We start from the raw sequence: 20707 nt of genomic DNA on the forward strand, positions 1-20707 counted from the left end.
CCCCTTACTTGCAACAGGTAAACCAGAATCATGAATACCAACGAGAGTGCACAGAAAAAACCCGCAAGCACCGACGAGAAATTTGTCCAGGTGATTGATGTGGTGAAAAAGTTTGACGAAACCACGGCAGTGGATGGCGTCAGCCTGTCGGTGGCCAGAAACGAACTGTTCGCACTACTGGGCAGCTCGGGCTGTGGCAAGTCCACCTTGCTGCGCATGCTGGCCGGGTTTGAGACCATCACCTCCGGCAAGATTTTGATTGATGGCGAAGATATGTCCCGCCTGCCGCCGTACAAACGGCCGGTCAACATGATGTTCCAGTCCTATGCCTTGTTCCCGCACATGACAGTGGAAAGCAACATTGCATTTGGTCTGAAACAGGAAGGCGTGGGCAAGGGCGAGATTGCCGAGCGCGTAGCCGATGCACTGAACCTGGTGCAGATGAGCAAATACGCCAAGCGCAAGCCCTTTCAATTGTCTGGCGGTCAGCAACAACGCGCCGCCCTGGCGCGCAGCCTGGTCAAGCGCCCCAAAGTGCTGCTGCTGGATGAGCCGATGTCTGCGCTGGATAAACAAATCCGCCAGCGTACCCAGATTGAACTGGTGAACATCCTCTACAAGGTGGGCGTGACCTGCATCATGGTGACGCACGATCAGGAAGAAGCCATGACCATGGCCGACCGCCTGGCAGTGATGTCTGAAGGCCGGATCGTGCAACTGGGCGCCCCGAACGAGGTGTACGAGTACCCGAACAGCAAATTTGCCGCTTCGTTTATTGGTTCGACCAACCTGTTTGCCGGCGCCATCGTTGAAGACCAACCGGACCACATTTACGTGGAAAGCCCGGACCTTAAACAGCGCATGTTTATCAGCCACGGCGTAACCGGCCCGCTGGGCATGCCCGTGAGCATTTCGGTTCGTCCGGAGCGTGTGGTGTTGTCCCGTGCCAAGCCGGCGCAAGACACCAATGTCGCGGTCGGCAAGGTGGTCAACATCGCCTATATGGGCGGCTACACCATTTATCACGTGCAGCTGGAAAGCGGCAAAGTGGTCATGGCCAATGTCTCAACCCTGATGTTCGACGAAACCGAACCCCCGGGCTACGACGCCGAAGTGTATGTCTCATGGGGCCCGACTGCGGGCGTTGTGCTGACCAAGTGAGGATGTCGCCATGACGCTCAAAAACAAGCTCAAACGGTGGGTGCCCGCCGGTAAGACGCTGGTGATCAGCGCGCCGTATATCTGGCTCGCCATGTTCTTCCTGGTGCCGTTCTTGCTGGTGGTAAAGATCAGCTTTGCCGATCAGGTACTGGGTGTGCCGCCGTATACGGAACTGACCAGTATCAAAGACGGCATGCTGCAGATCATGCTGCAGCTGGGTCACTACAAGTTCCTGCTCAGCGATAGCCTGTACTTCGCCACCTATCTCAGCTCTTTACAGATGGCGGCGGTGTCCACGTTCTTCTGTCTGATCATTGGCTACCCGATCGCCTATTACATTGCGCGTTCCAATCCGGCCACTCGCAACATCTTGATGATGGCGGTGATGCTGCCGTTCTGGACGTCATTCCTGATTCGCGTTTACGCCTGGATCGGCATCCTGAAGAACAACGGTTTGCTGAACCAGTTCTTGATGTGGGCGCATCTGGTCCGTGATCCGGTCGAGCTGTATCACACCAACGCAGGTGTTTACATCGGCATGGTGTATTCGTACCTGCCGTTCCTGATCATGCCGCTGTACGCCCACCTCGTGAAAATGGACTTGCGCCTGCTGGAAGCCGCTTACGACCTGGGCGCCCGGCCGTGGAAGGTGTTTGTGCAGATCACACTGCCGCTGTCCAAGAACGGGATCATCGCGGGTTGCTTGCTGGTGTTTATCCCGGCGGTGGGGGAGTACGTGATTCCAGAACTGTTGGGTGGCTCTGACACCCTCATGATCGGCCGCGTGATGTGGGACGAATTCTTCAATAACGCAGACTGGCCGATGGCTTCCGCCGTCACGTGCGCCATGGTGCTGCTGCTGCTGGTACCGATGGCCGTATTCCAGCACTACCAGGCCAAAGAGCTGGAGGAATAACAACCATGATCAAACCCAACAAAAATCTGCAGGTCACGGTGTTGTCGCTGGGGTTCTTCTTCCTCTACGCGCCCATCCTGAGCCTTGTCGTGTATTCGTTCAACGATTCGCAACTGGTCACGATCTGGTCGAAGTTCTCGTTCCGCTGGTATGGCGAACTCATGCATGACGATGAGTTGATCAACGCCGCCTGGTTGTCGCTCAAGATTGGCTTGATGACGGCGTTTGCCTCGGTGTTCATCGGTACCTGGGCCGGTTTCGTGCTGGCCCGCATGGGGCGCTTCAGAGGCTTTGCGCTGTATTCCGCCATGGTCAATGCGCCGCTGGTGATTCCTGAAGTCATCCAGGGGATCTCGCTCTTGCTGCTGTTCGTTGAAATGGCCAAGTACATTGGCTGGCCCGCTGAACGCGGCGTACTGACGATCTGGATCGGCCACGTGATGCTGTGTATCTCTTACGTCGCCATCATCGTGCAGTCGCGGATTCGTGAGCTGGATACCTCGCTGGAAGACGCCGCCATGGATCTGGGCGCCACGCCATTCAAGGTGTTCTTTGTGATCACGCTGCCGCTGATTAGCCAGGCGCTGGTTTCTGGCTGGCTGCTCTCATTCACCTTGTCGATTGATGATCTGGTGCTGTCGGCGTTCCTCTCTGGCCCTGGTTCGACCACGCTGCCGCTGGTGGTGTTCAGCCGGGTGCGTTTGGGCTTGAACCCGGAAATGAATGCACTGGCGACGATCTTTATCACGCTGGTGACCATCGGTGTGCTGACCGCCAACTACTTCATGCAAAAGGCGGAGCGCAAACGCATGGCGATGTCGGCTTAAGGGCAAAAGAAAAGAAGTTGGGCGCGCTGCGGCTTGGGGTTCGCACGGCGGGCAGCGCGCAAAAGAAAAGGGCTGAACACAAGCAGTAACAACCAAGCCGTAACAACAAAGCGGACGACCTGCAAAAAACGGTTTTGATGTGTATTGCGTAACACGGCAGTAACAGCAAAAGCAGTGGCAATAACAGCTTCGTGCAGTTGTTGAAGTGCAGATTCAATCACTTGGGATGAGGAAAATGCGCAAGAAGATATTGTGTGTTCTGCTGGCGGGGTTGAGCACCTCCAGCATGGCGTTCGCAGCGCCAAAGCAAAGCGAGCTCGATGAGCTCAAGTCAGAGATCAAGGCCCTGCAACAAGAAGTCCAGGCACTGAAGAATTCGCAAGCGCAACAGGCAGCAGCGCCGGCCCCGGCACCTGCAGCCGTGCCTGCGGCTGCAGCTTCAACCGCCCCGGCGCTGACGCAGGATGATGTAGACCAGATGAAGCAGAACATTGCTTCGTTGCAACTCAAGCAAGACAGCCTGGACAAGACGGTGAACGAAGGCGGTACTGCCGGTTTGTCGGTCACGGGTTATCTTGATCCGGTTTATATCTACAACGTCGGTCAGCACTCTGGTGGTTTCCAGTTTGCCAACCATAACGGTCAGTACAACTACGACGGCAGCACGTTCGGCGATGTCTATCTGGACATCAAGAAGACGTTTGGCCAGGGCTCGCTGGCGCCTAGCGCTGAAATCAGCCTGATGCCGAACCGTGGCAACGGCGCGACCCTGCTGGCGACTGAGGATGGCTCCAACAGCTTCCTGAACATCATCAACACCGCCGTCATCACCATGCCGATCGACACCAGCTACACATTTGTGGCCGGTTTGATGTCCAGCTTCGGTGGGTATGAAGTTCAGCAGTCCAACTTGATGCCGACGTTGACCCACAACCTGTTGTATGACTTCTCTGATCCGGGTAGCTACGTCGGCGCAGGCCTCAATTACTCCACCGGTAACTGGTCGTGGAAGTTCATGCTGGCCAACGAGCAATACCGTACCAAGGGCGCCACCGCACAGGTTGATACCAACGGGGATACCGGTCAGCCGAAATTTGCCACCAACAACACGCCGACCTTTACCACGCGTCTGGACTACACCTGGAACAGCAGTATTGATCTGGGCTGGTCTGGCAACGTGGGTCGTCAGTCCCTGCCGGTGGGTTCGGCATGTGCGTCGGGCTTTGGCTACCAGTGCAACGCGGGTGATCCGTTCAGCACTTACTACTTCACCGAAGGCGATCTGACGTACATCTGGGCAGATACCCAGATTAACGCCGAAGTGGACTACGGCAAGCAAACCAGCGCTGCCTGGAACGGTGGCGACGCCGTGTGGTGGGGTGTTTCGTTGCTGGGTCTGCAAAAGTGGCATCTGGAGGACGCGCAGATCGCTACCGCCGCACGTGTTGATTACCTGAACAACCAGAAGAACGGTGGTGGTGGTGGTGGCATCGTACTGGGTGACGGCGGCTTTGATGGTCACAACGGCTTTGGTGTGAGCCAGTCTTGCGTTGCCAATTCCGCCAATGGCGGTCTGGATTGCAAGGGTGCCAATCGTTATGACATCGCGCTGGACTTCATCTGGTACGTAACCGATCAAGCCACGATGAAGATTGAATACCGTCATGACTGGGCCACAGAAGATGTGTTCCTCAAGAGCGATGGTACCTACAGCAAGAGCAATGACATGATCGGCACGCAGTTCATTTACTCCTTCTAAGGCGTAATCAACAGCGGTAATCCGGACCAGGTTGCGGCATCAGACAGATGCCGCAACCTGATCAGAAAAAGACCATCAAAACAACAATTTGAAACGCACGGCGGAACAAGCCGGGGGCGCTTATACGCTGCGGTTTTGAGTGGCGGTGGAATTGAAGAACTGTTTTGGTAATTGAAGTTGCAGCAGGCCAGATCGCAAAACCACGGAACCTGAAAAATGACTACCCGTATCGCCAACGCTGAACACATCGACTCTTACTACGCCGCCACTGCCAATGACCACACGCGTCATCCGGCCCTGGCTGGTCGGGTGGATGCAGACGTCGTCGTCGTCGGTGGCGGTCTGACCGGCATCAGCGCAGCGCTGAACCTGGCTGAGCGGGGTTTTTCAGTAGTGGTGCTGGAAGCAGGCCGCATTGGCTGGGCCGCCAGCGGCCGCAATGGCGGGCAAATGATTGCCGGGTATGCCTGCGGCATCGACACTTTTGCCAGTGATCTGCCGGCTGAAGATGTCAAACGCGTTTGGGATATGGGGCTGGAATCCGTCGCCATCATCCGCGAACGCGTTGCCAGACACGGTATTGAATGCGACCTGCGCGACGGCTATCTGACTGCCGCCAACAAGCCGCGTCACGTGGATGAACTCAAAGCCTGGCGTGATGAAGCCGCCAAACGCTTTGATTACCACGCCTTTGAATACATCGAAGCGGCTGATATGGGCCGGTTTATTGACTCCAGCCGTTACCTGGGTGGGTTGCAAGACAAAGACAGTGGGCATTTGCATCCGCTGAACTACAACCTGGGCCTGGCGCGTGCCGCCGTGGCAGCAGGTGCCCGGATTTTTGAAGGCAGCTGCGCACAATCGTTGCAGCAAGGCCAGACCAATATCGTTAAAACAGATCAGGGCGAAGTCCACGCGAAGTTTGTCGTGTTGGCGTGCAATGCGTTTATCCACACGCTGTCCCCGGCGCTGGATCGCAAGATCATGCCAGTGGGTACATATGTGATTACCACCGAACAACTTCCCCAGGAACGCTTTGAAAAGCTGATGCCCGCAGGTGCGGCCATTTGCGATAGCCAGTTTGCGCTGGATTACTTCCGGCCTACGGTCGACAGGCGCATTTTGTGGGGCGGCAAGGTCAGCTATTCCACCATGCAGCCCGCCAACCTGGCTGAAGCCATGCGGGCCGACATGCTCAAGACATTCCCGCAATTGGCAGATGTGAAGATCAGCCATGCCTGGGGCGGCTTTGTGGATATCACCATGACGCGCGCGCCGCATTTCGGGCGTCTCTCGAACACCGTTTACTTTGCTCAGGGTTTCTCCGGGCATGGCGTCAATGTTACTGGTCTGGCAGGCAAATTGATGGCTGAAGCCATTGCCGGTCAAGCCGAACGATTCGATATCTTCACCCGGCTTAAACACCGGGATTTCCCCGGCGGCGCCATGTTGCGCACGCCGTCGCTGGTCCTCGCCATGGCGTGGTACCGCCTTAAAGATTTGATGTAAGGGGCTAACGCCCTGTAACCGACACAGACTGGAGCACCACCATGACTCTGCAAAAAGACCTGGCCTACTGGCAAGAACGTGCCGCAGCACTGAAGATTGAAGGCCGTGCTTTCATTGACGGCGAGTTCAGTGATGCCGCCAGTGGCAAAACGTTTGACTGTATCAGCCCCATCAACGGCAAGGTGCTGACCCAGGTAGCCCATTGCGGCGAAGCGGATGTGGACCGTGCCGTTGCCGCTGCCCGTCGCAGCTTTGAAGCCGGCGTGTGGAACGGTCTGGGTCCGCGCAAGCGCAAGGAAATCATGCTGCGCTGGGCCGCGCTCTTGAACGAGCACATGGAAGAAATCGCCTTGCTCGAAACCCTGGACGCCGGCAAGCCGATTGGCGATACCACCACCGTGGATGTCCCTGGCGCCGCATATTGCGTGCAGTGGTATGCCGAAGCCATCGACAAGGTAGGCGGGGAGATCTCCCCGGTTGATCCGCACCTGGTGGGTTTGGTGACGCGTGAAGCCATTGGCGTGGTCGCCGCCGTCGTGCCGTGGAATTTCCCCATCCTGATGGCCGCCTGGAAGTTTGGCCCGGCGCTGGCCGCCGGCAATAGCGTGATCCTCAAGCCGTCGGAGAAGTCTCCGCTGTCTGCCATCCGCGTGGCACAACTGGCCTATGAGGCAGGTATCCCTGCCGGCGTGTTCAACGTGTTGCCCGGCTTTGGTGACGCCGGCAAACAACTGGCGCTGCATATGGATGTGGATTGCCTGGCCTTCACAGGGTCTACCTACGTGGGCAAGCAATTGATGGCCCACAGCGGGCAGTCCAACCTCAAGCGGGTATGGCTGGAGCTGGGCGGCAAGTCAGCCAATATCGTCATGCCGGACTGCCCGGACATGGACCGCGCAGTGAGCGCGGCAGCGGGCGGTATTTTCTACAACATGGGCGAGATGTGCACGGCTGGCTCGCGCCTCTTGGTGCATCGCTCCATCAAGGATGAGTTCATCGCCAAGCTGGTGGAAAAAGCCAAAAGCTGGCGCCCTGGCAACCCGCTGGACCCGAACACCGCCATGGGTGCGATTGTCGACAACATCCAGCTTGATCGCGTGCTGTCGTATATCGATACCGGGCGTGGCGAGGCGCGTCTGGTCACCGGGGGCAATCGTGTACTGCAAGAAACCGGGGGCTATTACATTGAACCGACGGTGTTTGAAGTTGATAGCCAGGAAGCGCGGATTGCCGCCGAGGAAATCTTTGGCCCGGTGTTGTCAGTGGTGACGTTTGACACGCTGGATGAAGCCATTGCCCTGGCCAATGCCAGCGAATACGGCCTGGCTGCGGCGTTGTGGACCGGCAACCTGACCACCGCCCACGAAGGCGCCCGCCGCCTGCGCGCCGGGACGGTGTGGGTGAATTGTTATGACGAAGGCGGGGATATGAATTTCCCGTTTGGGGGTTACAAACAGTCTGGCAATGGTCGCGACAAGTCTTTGCATGCGTTGGAGAAATATACGGAGTTGAAGTCGACGCTGGTGCGGTTGCGGTAAGGAGTGTGCTGGCCGGGGTTGTAAAACGCTAACCGCTGTTAGCGCCTGCGCTGCGGATGTTTTGGGTGTCGGGGGTTGCCCGACAGCAAGTGCCTTTCTTTTGGGTCGCCAAAAGAAAGTGACGAGGTCCGGGCACCCCCGGGATGTAAACACTGCGCCGCAAGGCGCTAAAAACAGCTTCACAAAACAGCCTGACCAGGAAACAGAAACCCGCCTCAACAGGCGATGCAATCAACGCACCAACCGGATATTCAACACCATGAACACCATCGCTGCGTCGTCCATTTCAGCCCAGCGCGTCAAACAGGTCTGGCAACGGGAAGTCGCCCGTTTCAATGACCTGCATCCGGAATCGTTGCGTCAACATCGGCTGGCCAGCCAGCATTTTCTCTATGGCGTGCCACTGCACTGGATGCAAGACTGGCCCAGCCCGTCGCCGCTGTTTCTGAAAGATGCCCAAGGCGCCCGGCTGACCTGCGTGGATGGCATGGAGTACGACGATTTTTGCCTGGGCGACACCGGCGCAATGTTCGGCCACGCGCCCGCGCCTTTGTCCGCCATGCTGGCAGACACCGCCCGTACAGGCCTGACCGCCATGTTGCCGTCGTCCAGAACCGTGGCAGTGGGAGAGCGCCTGGCGCAGATGTTTGGCTTGCCTTTCTGGCAACTGGCCACGACGGCCAGCGACGCCAACCGCTTTGTCATCCGCTGGGCGCGCGCCATGACCGGGCGCAGCAAGGTGCTGGTGTTTGACGGTTGCTATCACGGTACGGTGGATGACACCCTGGTTGACCTTGTCGAGGGCAAAACCACGGCGCGCGATAGTTTGCTGGGGCAGGTGTATGACCTCACCGAGCATTCGGTCAGCGTCCCGTTTAACGATATTGCCGCCGTACGCCAGGCCCTGGCACAAGGCGATGTGGCGCTCGTGCTGACAGAGCCTGCGCTCACCAATTGCGGCATGGTATTGCCACAGCCGGGTTTTCTGGAAGAACTCTCCACGGCTTGCCGCCAGCATGGCACCTTGCTGGCGCTGGATGAAACGCACACGCTGTCGACGGCTTGGGGTGGCTATACGCGCGCGTGGGGGCTGTGCCCTGATTTTCTGGTGGCAGGCAAGGCCATTGCGGGTGGCATACCGTGCGCCGTCTACGGTTTTAGCAGCGAGATCGCCCGGGGGATGCGGGCCGCCAAACAGGCGGCGGCGCCAGGCCATTCCGGCATTGGCACGACGCTTTCCGGCAGCCAGTTAGCCATGCAGGCCCTGGCGGTGACGCTGGAGCAAGTGATTACCCCGGCGGCGTATGATCATGCTATTGGTGTGGCAAATGGTCTGGCGCAGGGGCTCGAAGAGATGATCCAGAGCCACCACCTGCCCTGGAGCGTGACACGTCTTGGGGCGCGGCTGGAATTACAGTTCTGTACGTGCGCGCCGGTCACCGCTGCGCAAGCCGCAGCGGCTGAGAACCCGTCGCTGACCGCAGCGCTGCATCTGGGCTTGTTGAACCGCGGCACGTTGTTGACGCCGTTTCACAACATGATGCTGGCCGGCCCGGCTACGGGCCACGGGCAAGTGGCGCGGCTGCTGGCCAACATGGCCGAAATGCTCACCGAATTGGGGGCCTGAGATGCCGCATGTCGCGCCTCGCATGCCTGCGTTGGTTGTCCAGTTTGCACCGGATGATCAACCCGCCTACCTGGGGACCTGGCTGGATCGCGTTGGTCAGGCGTGGCAACTGGCCAAAACCAATGAAGGCATCCAGTTACCTGACAGCATGGCCGGTTTTGGTGGTCTGGCGCTGCTGGGCGGCGTGATGGGCGCCAATGATGATCTGCCCGCCCTGCGCCAGGCCGAAGTCCTGATCCGTGATGCCTTTGCGCGAGGAATTCCGGTGATCGGCCATTGCCTGGGCGGACAATTGATGGCCCGTGCACTGGGTGCGCCGGTCACACGTGGTGCGCAGCCGGAAATAGGCTGGACGCAGATCACGATCAATGATCACCCGCTGGCCCGTTACTGGTTTGGCGATCACACCGGAGCCAGCGTGATGCAATGGCATTACGATACTTTCGCCACGCCAGAGGCGGCCAGCCGCCTTGCGTTGAGCGATGGCTGTGCCAACCAGGCCTTTGCCCTGGGCGAGTTGCACCTGGGCATGCAGTTTCACATTGAAGTTGATACGCCAAAAATTGGCGGTTGGTTGCACACCAGCGCGCACGAGGTTGAGGAGGCTGCAGGTGGACCGTGGGTGCAGCCCGTGGGGCTGATAGAAATTTCAACGCGACAACAGATTCAGGCCAGCCAGAAACTGGCCGATCATATTTACCACCGCTGGTTGAGCCGCTTCGCTAGACCGGGCGCATGAATTTTCCGGGCGCAATCTGCGGGATCAGGCACCGTGCCTGGTCTCACAGATGGCGCCCCTGGAGGATTTATACGACCGATCACCGGGCTTGAATGCGCTTGTCCCGCTTTTCCAAGGACCAGGCAATGTCTGATTACGGTTTTGCATATCTTTCTTCTACCACTTTTATGGGCGCACCGCGTCTGGCGGAGGCCCCGGAGCGTCCGCTGGGCATTGCTGGCGTCGCCTATGACGGGGCGGTGACCAACCGTCCCGGCGCACGATTCGGGCCAGAGGCCATCCGGCGTGCCAGCCTGATGCTGTGCGATGGTATTCACCCGCATTTTGATATCAGCCCGCTGGATTTGCTGGCAGACGCCGGTGATCTGCGCACGCCCAATACCAGTATTGAAACCATGCGCGCCGCGCTGCAACCGCAAGTGGAAAACCTGATCGCACAGCGCCGTATGTGCTGGCTGGGGGGCGATCACTCCATCACGTTGCCGCTGTTGCGCGCCTACCGCAAACACTACGGCCGCCCGTTGGCGCTGCTGCATTTCGATGCCCATTGCGATACGTGGGTTGATCACTTTGGTGAGCCGTCCGGCCATGGGACCTGGGTCTATGAGGCGATTACCGAAGGCCTGATCGACCCCAAGGCAACCGTGCAGGTTGGCATCCGCTCCGCCGGTGTGCGTGAAGCGCGTGAATATGTGAACGACATGGGCGGCAAGGTCTGGACGGCTCGTATGTTGCGGGGCCTTGAAAAGCCGGATGAACTGCAACCAGTCATTGCAGATATCCGCCGTCGCGTCGCAGCGCAGGGCAATCTGCCGATCTATCTGTCCTGTGATATCGACTGCCTGGATCCGGCGTTTGCGCCTGGCACCGGTACGCCGGAACCGGGTGGTCTGACGTCTAACCAGGTGCTCACGCTGATCGAAGAATTGGCTGATCTGGACTGGGCGGGTATGGATTGCGTGGAGGTTGCCCCAGCCTATGATCACGCTGAATTGACGGTGAACATGGCCGCCAATATCACCTGGGCCTGGTTGTGCGGGCAAAGCGCTCGCCTGTTGCGCGGTTAATTTTGCAAAGTGTCCCTTGCCCGGTCAGGCGTATTCGGCTGGTCGGGTAAGCGGTCCCCACGTTGTACTTCATGTCAAAGGCCCCCGATGGACCCACGCGAAGCCGCCATGGTACGGCACTCCTGGTACGAAGCCAGCGTTGCGCGAGAACCCGATGACCCGCCGTTGCAAGGCAGTATCGAGGCGGATGTCTGCGTCATCGGGGCGGGCTATTCCGGCCTTTCTACCGCGCTGGAGTTACGGCAGCGCGGGCTCTCGGTCGTGGTTCTGGAGGCAGAACGCGTGGGGTGGGGGGCCTCGGGTCGCAATGGCGGGCAGGTCCTGGTCGGGTTTGCCAAAGACGAACCCGTGGTACGCCAACTGGGCGCGGCCGATGCCCGACGGGCATGGGATATCTCGGTGGTCGGCGTTCACCTTCTGCATCAGCGCGTGGCGCAATATGACATCCCGTGTGACTTGGTGAAAGGGTATTTGCACGTGGCAACCAGCGAACGCAAAGGCGACGAGCTGGATGCCTGGGCGGCCGCTTTGCCGAAGGATTTCGGGTACGAGCACATTCGCGCGATTCCCCGCGCCGACGTGCCTGCCTGGATATCCAGCCCACGCTACGTGGCGGCCGCGCATGATGCGCTATCCGGGCATGTTCATCCGCTCAAGTATTGCCTCGGTCTGGCCCGTGCTGCACGCACCGCGGGGGCCCGGATATACGCGCATAGCCGTGTAACCCGTATCCAGCGTGGCGCAAACCCGGTTGTGCATACCGCGCACGGCCAGGTGAAATGCCGCTTTGTGGTTGCCGCCGGCAATGCCTGGTTGGGAGATCTGCTGCCCAAAGTCACGGCTCGCATCATGCCTGTGCGGTCATTTATCGTGGCTACCGAGCCGCTGCCTGAGTCCGTGGTGGCGCGATTGATCCGCAATCGTTGTGCGGTGTGCGACACCAATTTCATGATCGATTATTTTCGTTTTTCTGCTGACAACCGCATGCTGTTTGGTGGTCGTATCAGCAACGGCAAGGCTGATCCGCAGGCTTTGATCCCACAAATGCAGCAGCGCCTGGGTGAGGTGTTCGCACCGCTGGCGCGCGCAAAAATCGAGTACGCCTGGGGCGGGTTTGTCGACGTCAGCATGAACCGCGCACCAGACTTTGGCCGGGTGGACGACAATTTCTATTACCTGCAGGGCTTTTCTGGTCACGGTGTGGCATTGACCGGGATTGCCGGGCAGATGGTGGCGGAGGCCATTGCCGGACAGGCTTCAAGGTTTGACCTGTTTACGCGACTCAAGCACTTTCCGTATCCGGGTGGGGCGCTGATGCATGGGACCTGGTTACGTTTGGGGGTTTGGTATCACCAACTGAAGGAAATGGTATAGCCGGGTGCGGACAAGGGGGGTGAGGCTTCAGCCAGGCGCACAGGCCAGCCACTCATGCCTCTCTTAAACCCAGTGCAGCATCCCCCTGATACACCGCAAATCCGCTCTTGCCATGGTGCTTGATGTGGTACATCGCCTTGTCCGCACACTGGACTAACTCAGTCAGGCTATGCCCATGTTCCGGATACAGGCTGATTCCGATACTGGCGCCAAGTTGAAAGGTGTAGCCACCGGCTTCTATGGGTAGCAACACATGCTCGAGTAGTTTTCTGGCCATTTCGTCGACTTGAAATTCTTGCGTAAATTGCGTGCCGATCACTACAAATTCATCGCCGCCCACGCGGGCACAGATGTCGGTGCTGCGGGTGCAGTCTTTCAGCCGTTGCGCCATGGCTTTCAGAACTTCATCGCCGATCGCGTGGCCGGCCTGGTCGTTGACGGGTTTGAAGTTATCCAGATCAATATAAAAAATGGCGACGATGTGGTGCGGCCGCGTAGCCAGCAACAAAGCCTGATCAAATAATGTGGTCATGTAGCGCTGGTTGTTCAGCCCGGTCAGCGGGTCCAGAAACGCCATATCCAGCGCGCGCGCTTCGGACTCCAGCAAGCGCTTCTGAAAGAGTGACAACACGGCAGTCAGCAGCGACAGATACTGTGCCAGTGTCAGCATGGCGCCCAGCGCAAAGCCGGTGGTCGCCCAGGTTGGATAAAGCTGGATAAACACCGGCGCAGTCAGCCAGTGCACGGCAAGCGCCAGGCAGGCGAGCGTGGCGACCCGCAGTGACACGCCCGGCACCACGTTGTGATGCTTGAAAATCAGCCACGCGGCGCAAGCCAGCAGGCTGGTGTTGACGAGTGAATACCCGGCAATCCGGGCGAAACCACCCACATTGGCCACCCAGGCGATCGCGAGCCAGAGTTCTGCCATACCGGCGATCAGCCAGAACCAGCGGGTGGTGATTTGCAGATTCAGAAACCGCACGATGCCCGTCAGCATCAAGGGTTTTTCCAGCACGATGAAGATCGCGTAGGCCGTGATGATCAGCCGGGTGTCACCCGTAGACAGCAGTGCAAAATACAAAAGCCGCGCGAAGAAGGCGCTGGAGATCGACAACGCCCACCAACCTGCGCCCGGGTTGGTCCGCTGGATATGGCTGGCCCAGGTGAACATCAGGGCAAAGACGAAATAGATCGTAAAGCCGAAGGTATGCACAACCTCGTCAGACATCATCGCCCCCAACTGCATCCGCCGGGCTTTTTGTCCCATCGTTGGGCAGCCCTGAGTGCCAGTATAGTGAAGCGTGGCTAAGACGTTGAACTCAGACAGGTTTTTTGCAAGAAACGATACAACTCATCTGATTGCGCATGGGCCACATTGAAGCGCATCCATGGCGTGGCGGACTGATCCGGCGTGAACAGATACCCGGGCGCCAGCAGCATGCCCTGACGGGCGGCCTCCGCAGCCAGCGCTTGCATATCGGTCTCTGCGGGGAGGCCAGCCCAGACGAACATGCCACCGGTGGGCCGATGGAACAACTGCAGGCCGCAAGCGGTCAGCGCATCGCCCACCTGCTGTTGTGCTTCTGAGAGCCGCGCACGTAAACGGGTGAGGTGAGAGCGGTGGTTGCCTTCTACCAGGATGGTATGCACCAGTTGTTCATTGATCTCAGACGTGGTCAGACCCTGCGCCATTTTGGCAAAGACCAGTTTCTCTGCCAGCGCGCTGCCGCAGGCAATAAATCCCACTCGCAGACTGGGAGAGATGGTCTTGGAAAAACTACTGATATGCAGTACTCGGTGGAGTTGATCCAGCGCGGCCAGACTGTGTGCAGTGGCCGGGTGCAGATCGGCAAAGATATCGTCTTCCACCACATAAAAGTCATGCAGGCCAGCCAATTGCAGAATCCGGAACGCAGTGGCGGGAGAGCAACTCGCCCCGGTCGGGTTCTGCAGGTTGGTGTTGGTGAAAAAGGCCTTTGGCTTGTATTGCTCTGCGGCCCGTTGCAAGGCTTGGGTATTGGGGCCCTGCGGCGTGAATTCGATGCCGACGATATTGACGCCCATATGGCGCAAGGTCGGTAAGAGGTTGCAATAACCAGGGTCATCGACCAGCACGGTATCGCCCGGTTGCAAGAGTGTGCGGGCGATCAAGTCGAGCGCGTGGCTGGCGCCGTGAGTGAGGATGATCTGCTCTGGTGCTGTGTCGATATTGCGTGCGGCCAGTTGGGTCTGGATTTGCTGGCGCAAGGGTGCGTAGCCATAGGCATGGCCATAGCGGGCGAAGGCATTGGGCTGCCGCCGTGAGAGCGTCGCCAGTCCGTGTTTGATGCCGTCGGTAAACAAGAGGTGATCGGGTAACCAGCCGCTACCGGGTTTGATGCTGAGTGAGTCATCGCCGTACACGCGTTGCAACAACAGCAAAGAGTCGATCGAGAGCGGGGGCTCCGCAACTCGGCTGCGTGGTTTTTCCGGCAGGCGTGCCTGCACAAAGTAACCGCTGGCGCGTCGTGCCTCGACATACCCTTCAGCCACGAGTCGGTTGTAGGCGTTGGTGACCGTCAATGTGCTGATCGCGCAGGCTTTGGCCAGAATGCGTACAGAGGGCAAGCGCATGCCTGGCTGCCATAGGCCACGGCTGATCTGATCAGCAATGGCATCGTGGAGTTGTGTCACCAACGGCGTGGTGCTGGCGGGATCCAGGGTAAGTACAGGCAGAGTGGGGCGCTGGTTCATGGTGAGTATCGGGCCAGATAACGTCTTCATCATACACACTGTATATGTACAGGATGCAAGTCTGGTTATCGCGCACCAATGCGACGCTACAACGCAGGGAAACGTCCATTTTTGGGCAGTTCAGCAAACTGTGCTGGTGCTGCCATATAGACAGTTATGCTGCTGACTTGCAGAACTGTATATATGCGTCTCTGACCTGGCTGCGTACATTGCAAGCATCCCTGTTCCGGTACCCCTCGTGGAGCTTCGCAATGAACGCCAAACACCCTACCGCGCTGGACAATGCCCAGCTCAACGCAGAACCCTACTGGATGCCGTTTACCGGCAATCGCGCGTTCAAGGCTAACCCGGCCATGCGCACGCTGGTGTCTGCCAAGGGCGCTTATTACCAGACCGCAGAAGGCCAGACGTTGTTCGATTGTTTGTCCGGGCTGTGGTGTAGCGCCTTGGGGCATGGCGATCCGCGGATTGCGCAAGCTTTGAAAGAACAAGCTGAAACCCTGGACTACAGCACCGCTTTCCAGTTGGCCAACCCGCAAACGCTGCGGCTGGCGGAGCGCATTGCAGGTCTGGCACCGCAAGGGCTGGATCATGTGTTCTTCTGTAATTCTGGATCGGAGTCCGTCGATACCGCTTTGAAGATGGCGATCGGCTACCACCGCTTGCGTGGTGAGGCGACGCGCACCCGCCTGATTGGCCGCGAGCGCGGTTATCACGGCGTGGGCATGGGTGGGATCTCGGTCGGTGGCATGGTGGCTAACCGCAAGATGTTTGCACCGCTGATGCTGAACGGTGTTGATCACCTGCCACATACCTACAACCTCTCGCAAATGGCATTCAGCCGTGGCCAGCCCAAGTGGGGCGCGCATCTGGCCGACGAACTCGAACGCCTTGTTGCCTTGCATGACGCATCGACCATCGCTGCCGTCATCGTCGAACCCATGGCAGGTTCCACCGGTGTGCTGGTGCCGCCGGAAGGCTATCTGCAACGCCTGCGTGAACTGTGTACCAAACATGGCATCTTGCTGATTTTTGATGAAGTCATCTGCGGCTTTGGCCGTGTGGGCGAATGGTTTGGTGCGCAGCGCTTTGGCGTCACGCCAGACATGATCACCTTTGCCAAATGCATTACCAATGGCGTGGTGCCCATGGGTGGCGTCATCGTGCGGGACGAGATCTACAACACATTCATGACCGGTCCGGCGCATGCCGTAGAGTTCATGCATGGCTATACGTATTCTGGCCACCCGCTGGCGGCGGCTGTCGGTAACGTGGTGCTGGATATCATTGAACAAGATGGCCTGCTGCAACGTGCCCGCGCTCTGGAACCGGTGCTTGAAGATGCAATTCACAGTCTGAAAGGCGAATCCGGCGTGATCGACATCCGCAACATTGGGCTGGCCGCGGCGATTGATCTGGCCCCGATCGAGGGCTCACCCGGGCTACGGGCATACAAGCTGTTTGAAGCCGGGATCGAAGAAGGCTTCTTGTTCCGCGTGACTGGCGATACGGTCGCCATGGGCCCACCGTTTATTGCGACTGAGAGTGAGATCGGGGCGATGGTGGATGGCTTGCGCCGTTGCGTGAAAAAGGTCATGGCTTGACGCCTCGCTTGACCACATTGAATTTCAAAGTTTCAGATTTCCTGATTTCCTGATTTCCAGTTTTAGATAAAGACAAAAGAGATACGCCATGACTTCCAATCAAGACATCAAACAACTTGCCGCCGCGCTGCACTGGATCGGTGGTCAGCAGGTTCCAGGCACGGCCGAGCGCTTTGGCGAGGTCTACAACCCCAGCAAAGGCGAAGTGAACGGGCGAGTGGTGCTGGCGACGACAGAAGACGTGAACACTGCGGTCGCTGCAGCAAAGAAGGCGTTTCCGGCTTGGGCTGCCACCCCGCCGCTGCGCCGGGCGCGCGTACTGTTCAAGTTTCTGCGGCTGATGGAAGAAAACCTGGAAGCACTGGCGACGCTGATCAGTCAGGAACACGGCAAAGTCCATGCCGATGCCCTTGGTGAACTGCAGCGCGGCCTGGAAGTGGTGGAGTTTGCCACGGGTATTCCCCAGTTACTGAAAAGCGAGATGACCGAGAACGTCGGTACGGAAGTCGATAGCTTCTCTTTGCGCCAGCCACTGGGCGTGGTGGCAGGCATCACGCCGTTCAATTTCCCGGCCATGGTGCCGATGTGGATGTTCCCGGTGGCGATCGCTTGCGGTAACTGTTTTGTACTCAAGCCCTCCGAACGTGTGCCCGGTGCGTCGCTGGAAATTGCACGACTGCTGAAAGAGGCCGGCTTGCCGGATGGCGTATTCAGCGTGGTTCAGGGTGACAAAGTCGCCGTTGATGCGCTGCTGGATCACCCGGATGTACAAGCTGTCAGCTTTGTCGGCTCGACACCCATTGCACGTTATATCTATGAACGTGGCACTGCGAACGGCAAGCGTGTTCAGGCATTGGGTGGTGCAAAAAATCATATGGTGGTGATGCCTGATGCGGATATGGATCAAGCTGCCGATGCATTGATGGGGGCCGCCTACGGCGCAGCAGGAGAGCGCTGTATGGCGATCTCTGTGGTGGTGCCGGTGGGGGAGACCACTGCCAACACCTTGCGGGCCAAGCTGGTTGAACGTCTGGCCAGACTCAAGGTCTCGCACTCCCTGGATCACAATGCAGAAATGGGGCCCCTCGTGACGGCCATGCACCGCGACAAGGTGAAGGGTTATATCGACACCGGCGTGGCTGAGGGCGCAGAACTGGTGGTGGATGGCCGCGATTTCAAACTGGCCGGATATGAAAATGGTTTCTTCCTCGGTGGTTCGCTGTTTGATCACGTCACACCCACCATGAAAATCTACCGCGAAGAAATTTTTGGCCCGGTACTGGCCATGAGCCGCGTGGCGGACTACGCCGCTGCGGTCAAACTGGTGAACGAACACGAGTTTGGCAATGGCGCTGCGATCTTCACCCGCGATGGTGGTACCGCCAGACACTTCACAGCGTCGGTACAGATTGGCATGGTGGGCGTCAATGTGCCGATTCCGGTACCGATGGCATTCCATAGCTTTGGGGGCTGGAAGGCTTCTTTGTTTGGCGATCACCACATGCATGGGCCGGAAGGCGTGCGCTTTTACACACGGCTGAAAACGGTGACACAACGCTGGCCAGGCAACAGCCAGGCAGGCCCCGAGTTTGTCATGCCCAACATGAAGTAATTATTTGCTTACGGTGGTCTCCCAACATCTATACAACACCTATAGATAAGTAACGGCCTCCAAAAAACAAAACCCCGGCGCTGGTCGGGGTTTTGTTTTTTTGGGCACCAGGGCGGTTTTTTTGTAAGGGAAAAAGGCAGAAAGAGGGCGATCCCTAAATGTAGTTGTTTTTCAGATACTACAAGGCTCTCCTTCTTGCCGTTGGTCTGAAACGCTTCGTCACGCCAGCTTGCTGAAAGACTTAAAATTACTGCAAAATCGCAGTTACTTTCTGTTTGAGAAAACTTTTCGTTGTTGAAACTGAAACAATAGAAAGTTATCGTAATTGTGCGGCGCAACGAAACGTAAGCCCCTTACCTGGAGGGAAGGCATGTCCCGGCTCATTTTTACGCTGATCCTGATTAGTGTCAGTTGCTCAGCCTGTGCGCAGATGCTGCTCAAACGCGGCATGGTGGATGAAGGCATTCAGCGCGCATTGCATTCCATGAATCTGCCCGCGCTGGCTACCGGCGTTGCGCTGAATCCTTGGGTGCTGGGCGGCTTGATGCTGTATTTCGGCGGCGCAGTGGTGTGGCTGGGTGTCCTGGCGCGTGTGGATGTCAGCACAGCGTATCCGTTTGTGGCCTTGGGTCTGATCGTGACGGTCGTGCTGGGTGGCCTGGTTTTCCATGAACAGGTCTCTGCATGGAAGATTATTGGCAGCTGTATCGTGGCGCTGGGTGTTTACATCGTGGGGACCAAATGAGCACGACTGATTTTGCAGCCCAACCGGCACAGCCGGTTCAGCCGGCGCAAACACCGCGCCCACGTTATCTGTTTGTGGATCTGGACGGCACGCTGGTGCATACCGACATGCTGGTCGAGTCTTTGCTGTTCCAGATCAAACGCTCTGTGTGGACTTTCTTCAGGGTTATTTTCTGGTTGTTTGGTGGCAAGGCTGACCTGAAAAAGAAACTGGCGACGGACTTCGAGTTCGACCCTTCATTGCTGCCCTATAACCCCGCAGTGCTTAAATATGTGGATGAATCACGCAAGGCGGGCATCGAAGTCTGGTTGGCGACAGCCTCGGACGAACGCATTGCAGATGCGGTCGCCAGACACCTGAAGGTGTTTGACGGGGTGCTGGCTTCGGGTAACGGCGTGAATGTTTCCAGTACCCGCAAGCTTGATGCCATCAAACAAGTGGTTGGGCAGCGCAGCTTTGAATACATCGGCAATAGCGCAGACGACGTGGCGATCTGGCAGGAAGCGGGTGTGGCGCGTTGTGTGCGGCCAGACAGTGCCGCACGTGCCTGGTTTATGCGCACGCAAGGTCAGGTTGCAGAATTGACCGAAGAGACGCCGGTGCGTGGTCTGTGGAAGTCGTTTGTCCGCGCCGCCCGTGTCCATCAATGGCTGAAAAACATTCTGGTATTCATTCCACTGCTGGTGTCGCACAAGCTGGGCAATTTTGCTTCTGCGGGTGCTGGCGTGGCGACTTTCATCGCGTTTGGGCTGTGCGCGTCGTCTATCTACCTGGTCAATGATTTGCTGGATCTGGAGTCTGACCGACTGCATCCGCGCAAGCGCAAGCGTCCATTTGCTTCGGGCGAATTGCCGCTCGGCGTAGGCTTTGTTGCGGTGCCGGTGCTCCTGCTGGTCGGCCTGCTGCTGGCGGCGGTGATCTCTCCACAGTTGCTGGCCGTATTGCTGGTGTACCTGTTACTGACCAGTGCTTATTCATTCAGCTTTAAACGCAAGATGGCCGTGGATGTGGTGCTGCTGGCCGCGCTTTATACCATTCGCATCATTGCCGGTGCGGCTGCGATCAGTGTCGTGCCCTCGTTCTGGCTCCTGGCGTTCTCCATGTTTATCTTCCTGGGGCTAGCGCTGGTCAAGCGCTATACCGAACTCCTGGCGCTGGAAGAAGCAGGGCGGGAGAAAGTCTCTGGCCGCAATTATCTGGTGGCTGACCAGTATGTGGTGATGGCCATGGGCGTATCCAGCTGCTTGCTCAGCGTGCTGGTGCTGGCGTTGTACATCAACAGCCCGGATGTCGGTTCGTTATACAAGACGCCACAGGTGCTATGGGGTTTGTGTCCGCTCTTGATGTTCTGGGTGTGCCGCCTGTGGCTGATGGCGAACCGGGGTCTGGTTCAGGATGATCCGGTGGTGTTTGCAGTGCGTGACCGCGTGAGTCAGCAAACCGTGCTGGTCGGCGTGACGATCATCGCACTCGGTGCATTCCTGTGAGGCGGTTGA

General features: G+C 58.1%; 16 protein-coding genes. 14 read left to right on the plus strand and 2 right to left on the minus strand.

Translation table 11 applies throughout. From position 1 onward, the window contains the following. The first annotated feature begins 30 nt into the window (after positions 1-30). From IEX44_RS11260 to IEX44_RS11305, 10 genes are all read left to right on the plus strand, one after another. On the plus strand, positions 31-1161 hold the full coding sequence (locus tag IEX44_RS11260; protein WP_188693358.1) for an ABC transporter ATP-binding protein: 1131 nt from the start codon (positions 31-33) through the stop codon (positions 1159-1161). A gap of 10 nt (positions 1162-1171) precedes the next feature. Then, positions 1172-2077: an ABC transporter permease subunit gene (locus IEX44_RS11265; protein WP_188693361.1), complete on the plus strand. Its 906-nt coding sequence runs from the start codon at positions 1172-1174 to the stop codon at positions 2075-2077. Positions 2078-2082: 5 nt separating this feature from the next. Continuing rightward, entirely contained in the window at positions 2083-2904 is an 822-nt protein-coding gene (locus IEX44_RS11270; protein WP_229678992.1) for an ABC transporter permease subunit, read from the plus strand. 235 nt (positions 2905-3139) lie between these two features. Further along, a complete protein-coding gene (locus tag IEX44_RS11275) occupies positions 3140-4663 on the plus strand; it encodes a DUF3138 family protein (protein ID WP_188693364.1) in 1524 nt (507 codons plus the stop codon). Between the two features lie 216 nt (positions 4664-4879). Then, entirely contained in the window at positions 4880-6172 is a 1293-nt protein-coding gene (locus IEX44_RS11280) for an NAD(P)/FAD-dependent oxidoreductase (RefSeq protein WP_188693367.1), read from the plus strand. A gap of 41 nt (positions 6173-6213) precedes the next feature. Then, positions 6214-7710: an aldehyde dehydrogenase gene (locus tag IEX44_RS11285; RefSeq protein WP_188693372.1), complete on the plus strand. Its 1497-nt coding sequence runs from the start codon at positions 6214-6216 to the stop codon at positions 7708-7710. A gap of 259 nt (positions 7711-7969) precedes the next feature. Continuing rightward, on the plus strand, positions 7970-9337 hold the full coding sequence (locus IEX44_RS11290) for an aspartate aminotransferase family protein (RefSeq protein WP_188693375.1): 1368 nt from the start codon (positions 7970-7972) through the stop codon (positions 9335-9337). Positions 9338-9359: 22 nt separating this feature from the next. Beyond that, complete coding sequence (locus IEX44_RS11295; protein WP_188693378.1) at positions 9360-10076, plus strand: type 1 glutamine amidotransferase; 717 nt, start codon at positions 9360-9362, stop codon at positions 10074-10076. 125 nt (positions 10077-10201) lie between these two features. Then, positions 10202-11143 (plus strand): agmatinase, encoded by a 942-nt coding sequence (gene speB, locus IEX44_RS11300; protein ID WP_188693381.1) that lies wholly within the window; start codon positions 10202-10204, stop codon positions 11141-11143. Positions 11144-11230: 87 nt separating this feature from the next. Continuing rightward, the gene (locus tag IEX44_RS11305; RefSeq protein ID WP_188693384.1) at positions 11231-12517 is read left to right on the plus strand and encodes an NAD(P)/FAD-dependent oxidoreductase; all 1287 of its coding nucleotides are present in this window, start codon (positions 11231-11233) and stop codon (positions 12515-12517) included. A 52-nt stretch (positions 12518-12569) separates the two neighbouring features. Here the strand turns inward: IEX44_RS11305 and IEX44_RS11310 are convergent, their stop codons facing one another. Further along, the gene (locus IEX44_RS11310; protein WP_229678994.1) at positions 12570-13745 is read right to left on the minus strand and encodes a GGDEF domain-containing protein; all 1176 of its coding nucleotides are present in this window, start codon (positions 13743-13745) and stop codon (positions 12570-12572) included. A 77-nt stretch (positions 13746-13822) separates the two neighbouring features. Further along, the gene (locus tag IEX44_RS11315; protein WP_188693387.1) at positions 13823-15250 is read right to left on the minus strand and encodes an aminotransferase-like domain-containing protein; all 1428 of its coding nucleotides are present in this window, start codon (positions 15248-15250) and stop codon (positions 13823-13825) included. A 251-nt stretch (positions 15251-15501) separates the two neighbouring features. On the opposite strand from IEX44_RS11315, the gene aptA reads away from it, so the two are divergent. From aptA to IEX44_RS11335, 4 genes are all read left to right on the plus strand, one after another. Next, a complete protein-coding gene (gene aptA / locus IEX44_RS11320) occupies positions 15502-16854 on the plus strand; it encodes an omega-aminotransferase AptA (RefSeq protein ID WP_188693390.1) in 1353 nt (450 codons plus the stop codon). Positions 16855-16942: 88 nt separating this feature from the next. Beyond that, positions 16943-18466, plus strand: coding sequence for a CoA-acylating methylmalonate-semialdehyde dehydrogenase (locus tag IEX44_RS11325; protein WP_188693393.1), 1524 nt, complete (start codon positions 16943-16945; stop codon positions 18464-18466). A gap of 370 nt (positions 18467-18836) precedes the next feature. After that, on the plus strand, positions 18837-19211 hold the full coding sequence (locus IEX44_RS11330) for an EamA family transporter (protein WP_188693396.1): 375 nt from the start codon (positions 18837-18839) through the stop codon (positions 19209-19211). Further along, positions 19208-20698 carry a UbiA family prenyltransferase gene (locus IEX44_RS11335; RefSeq protein WP_188693401.1) on the plus strand — a complete coding sequence of 497 codons (1491 nt, stop codon included), beginning with the start codon at positions 19208-19210 and terminating at the stop codon, positions 20696-20698. Before IEX44_RS11330 ends, IEX44_RS11335 begins: the two co-directional genes overlap by 4 nt. Positions 20699-20707 lie beyond the last annotated feature (9 nt).

The sequence above is a fragment of the Silvimonas amylolytica genome (assembly GCF_014645555.1).
Lineage (GTDB): Bacteria > Pseudomonadota > Gammaproteobacteria > Burkholderiales > Chitinibacteraceae > Silvimonas > Silvimonas amylolytica.

Coding starts and splice junctions, on each gene's coding strand:
- IEX44_RS11260 (WP_188693358.1), top strand. CDS start 31: ATGAATACCAACGAGAGTGCACAGAAAAAACCCGCAAGCACCGACGAG.
- IEX44_RS11265 (WP_188693361.1), top strand. CDS start 1,172: ATGACGCTCAAAAACAAGCTCAAACGGTGGGTGCCCGCCGGTAAGACG.
- IEX44_RS11270 (WP_229678992.1), top strand. CDS start 2,083: ATGATCAAACCCAACAAAAATCTGCAGGTCACGGTGTTGTCGCTGGGG.
- IEX44_RS11275 (WP_188693364.1), top strand. CDS start 3,140: ATGCGCAAGAAGATATTGTGTGTTCTGCTGGCGGGGTTGAGCACCTCC.
- IEX44_RS11280 (WP_188693367.1), top strand. CDS start 4,880: ATGACTACCCGTATCGCCAACGCTGAACACATCGACTCTTACTACGCC.
- IEX44_RS11285 (WP_188693372.1), top strand. CDS start 6,214: ATGACTCTGCAAAAAGACCTGGCCTACTGGCAAGAACGTGCCGCAGCA.
- IEX44_RS11290 (WP_188693375.1), top strand. CDS start 7,970: ATGAACACCATCGCTGCGTCGTCCATTTCAGCCCAGCGCGTCAAACAG.
- IEX44_RS11295 (WP_188693378.1), top strand. CDS start 9,360: ATGCCTGCGTTGGTTGTCCAGTTTGCACCGGATGATCAACCCGCCTAC.
- speB (WP_188693381.1), top strand. CDS start 10,202: ATGTCTGATTACGGTTTTGCATATCTTTCTTCTACCACTTTTATGGGC.
- IEX44_RS11305 (WP_188693384.1), top strand. CDS start 11,231: ATGGACCCACGCGAAGCCGCCATGGTACGGCACTCCTGGTACGAAGCC.
- IEX44_RS11310 (WP_229678994.1), bottom strand. CDS start 13,745: ATGTCTGACGAGGTTGTGCATACCTTCGGCTTTACGATCTATTTCGTC.
- IEX44_RS11315 (WP_188693387.1), bottom strand. CDS start 15,250: ATGAACCAGCGCCCCACTCTGCCTGTACTTACCCTGGATCCCGCCAGC.
- aptA (WP_188693390.1), top strand. CDS start 15,502: ATGAACGCCAAACACCCTACCGCGCTGGACAATGCCCAGCTCAACGCA.
- IEX44_RS11325 (WP_188693393.1), top strand. CDS start 16,943: ATGACTTCCAATCAAGACATCAAACAACTTGCCGCCGCGCTGCACTGG.
- IEX44_RS11330 (WP_188693396.1), top strand. CDS start 18,837: ATGTCCCGGCTCATTTTTACGCTGATCCTGATTAGTGTCAGTTGCTCA.
- IEX44_RS11335 (WP_188693401.1), top strand. CDS start 19,208: ATGAGCACGACTGATTTTGCAGCCCAACCGGCACAGCCGGTTCAGCCG.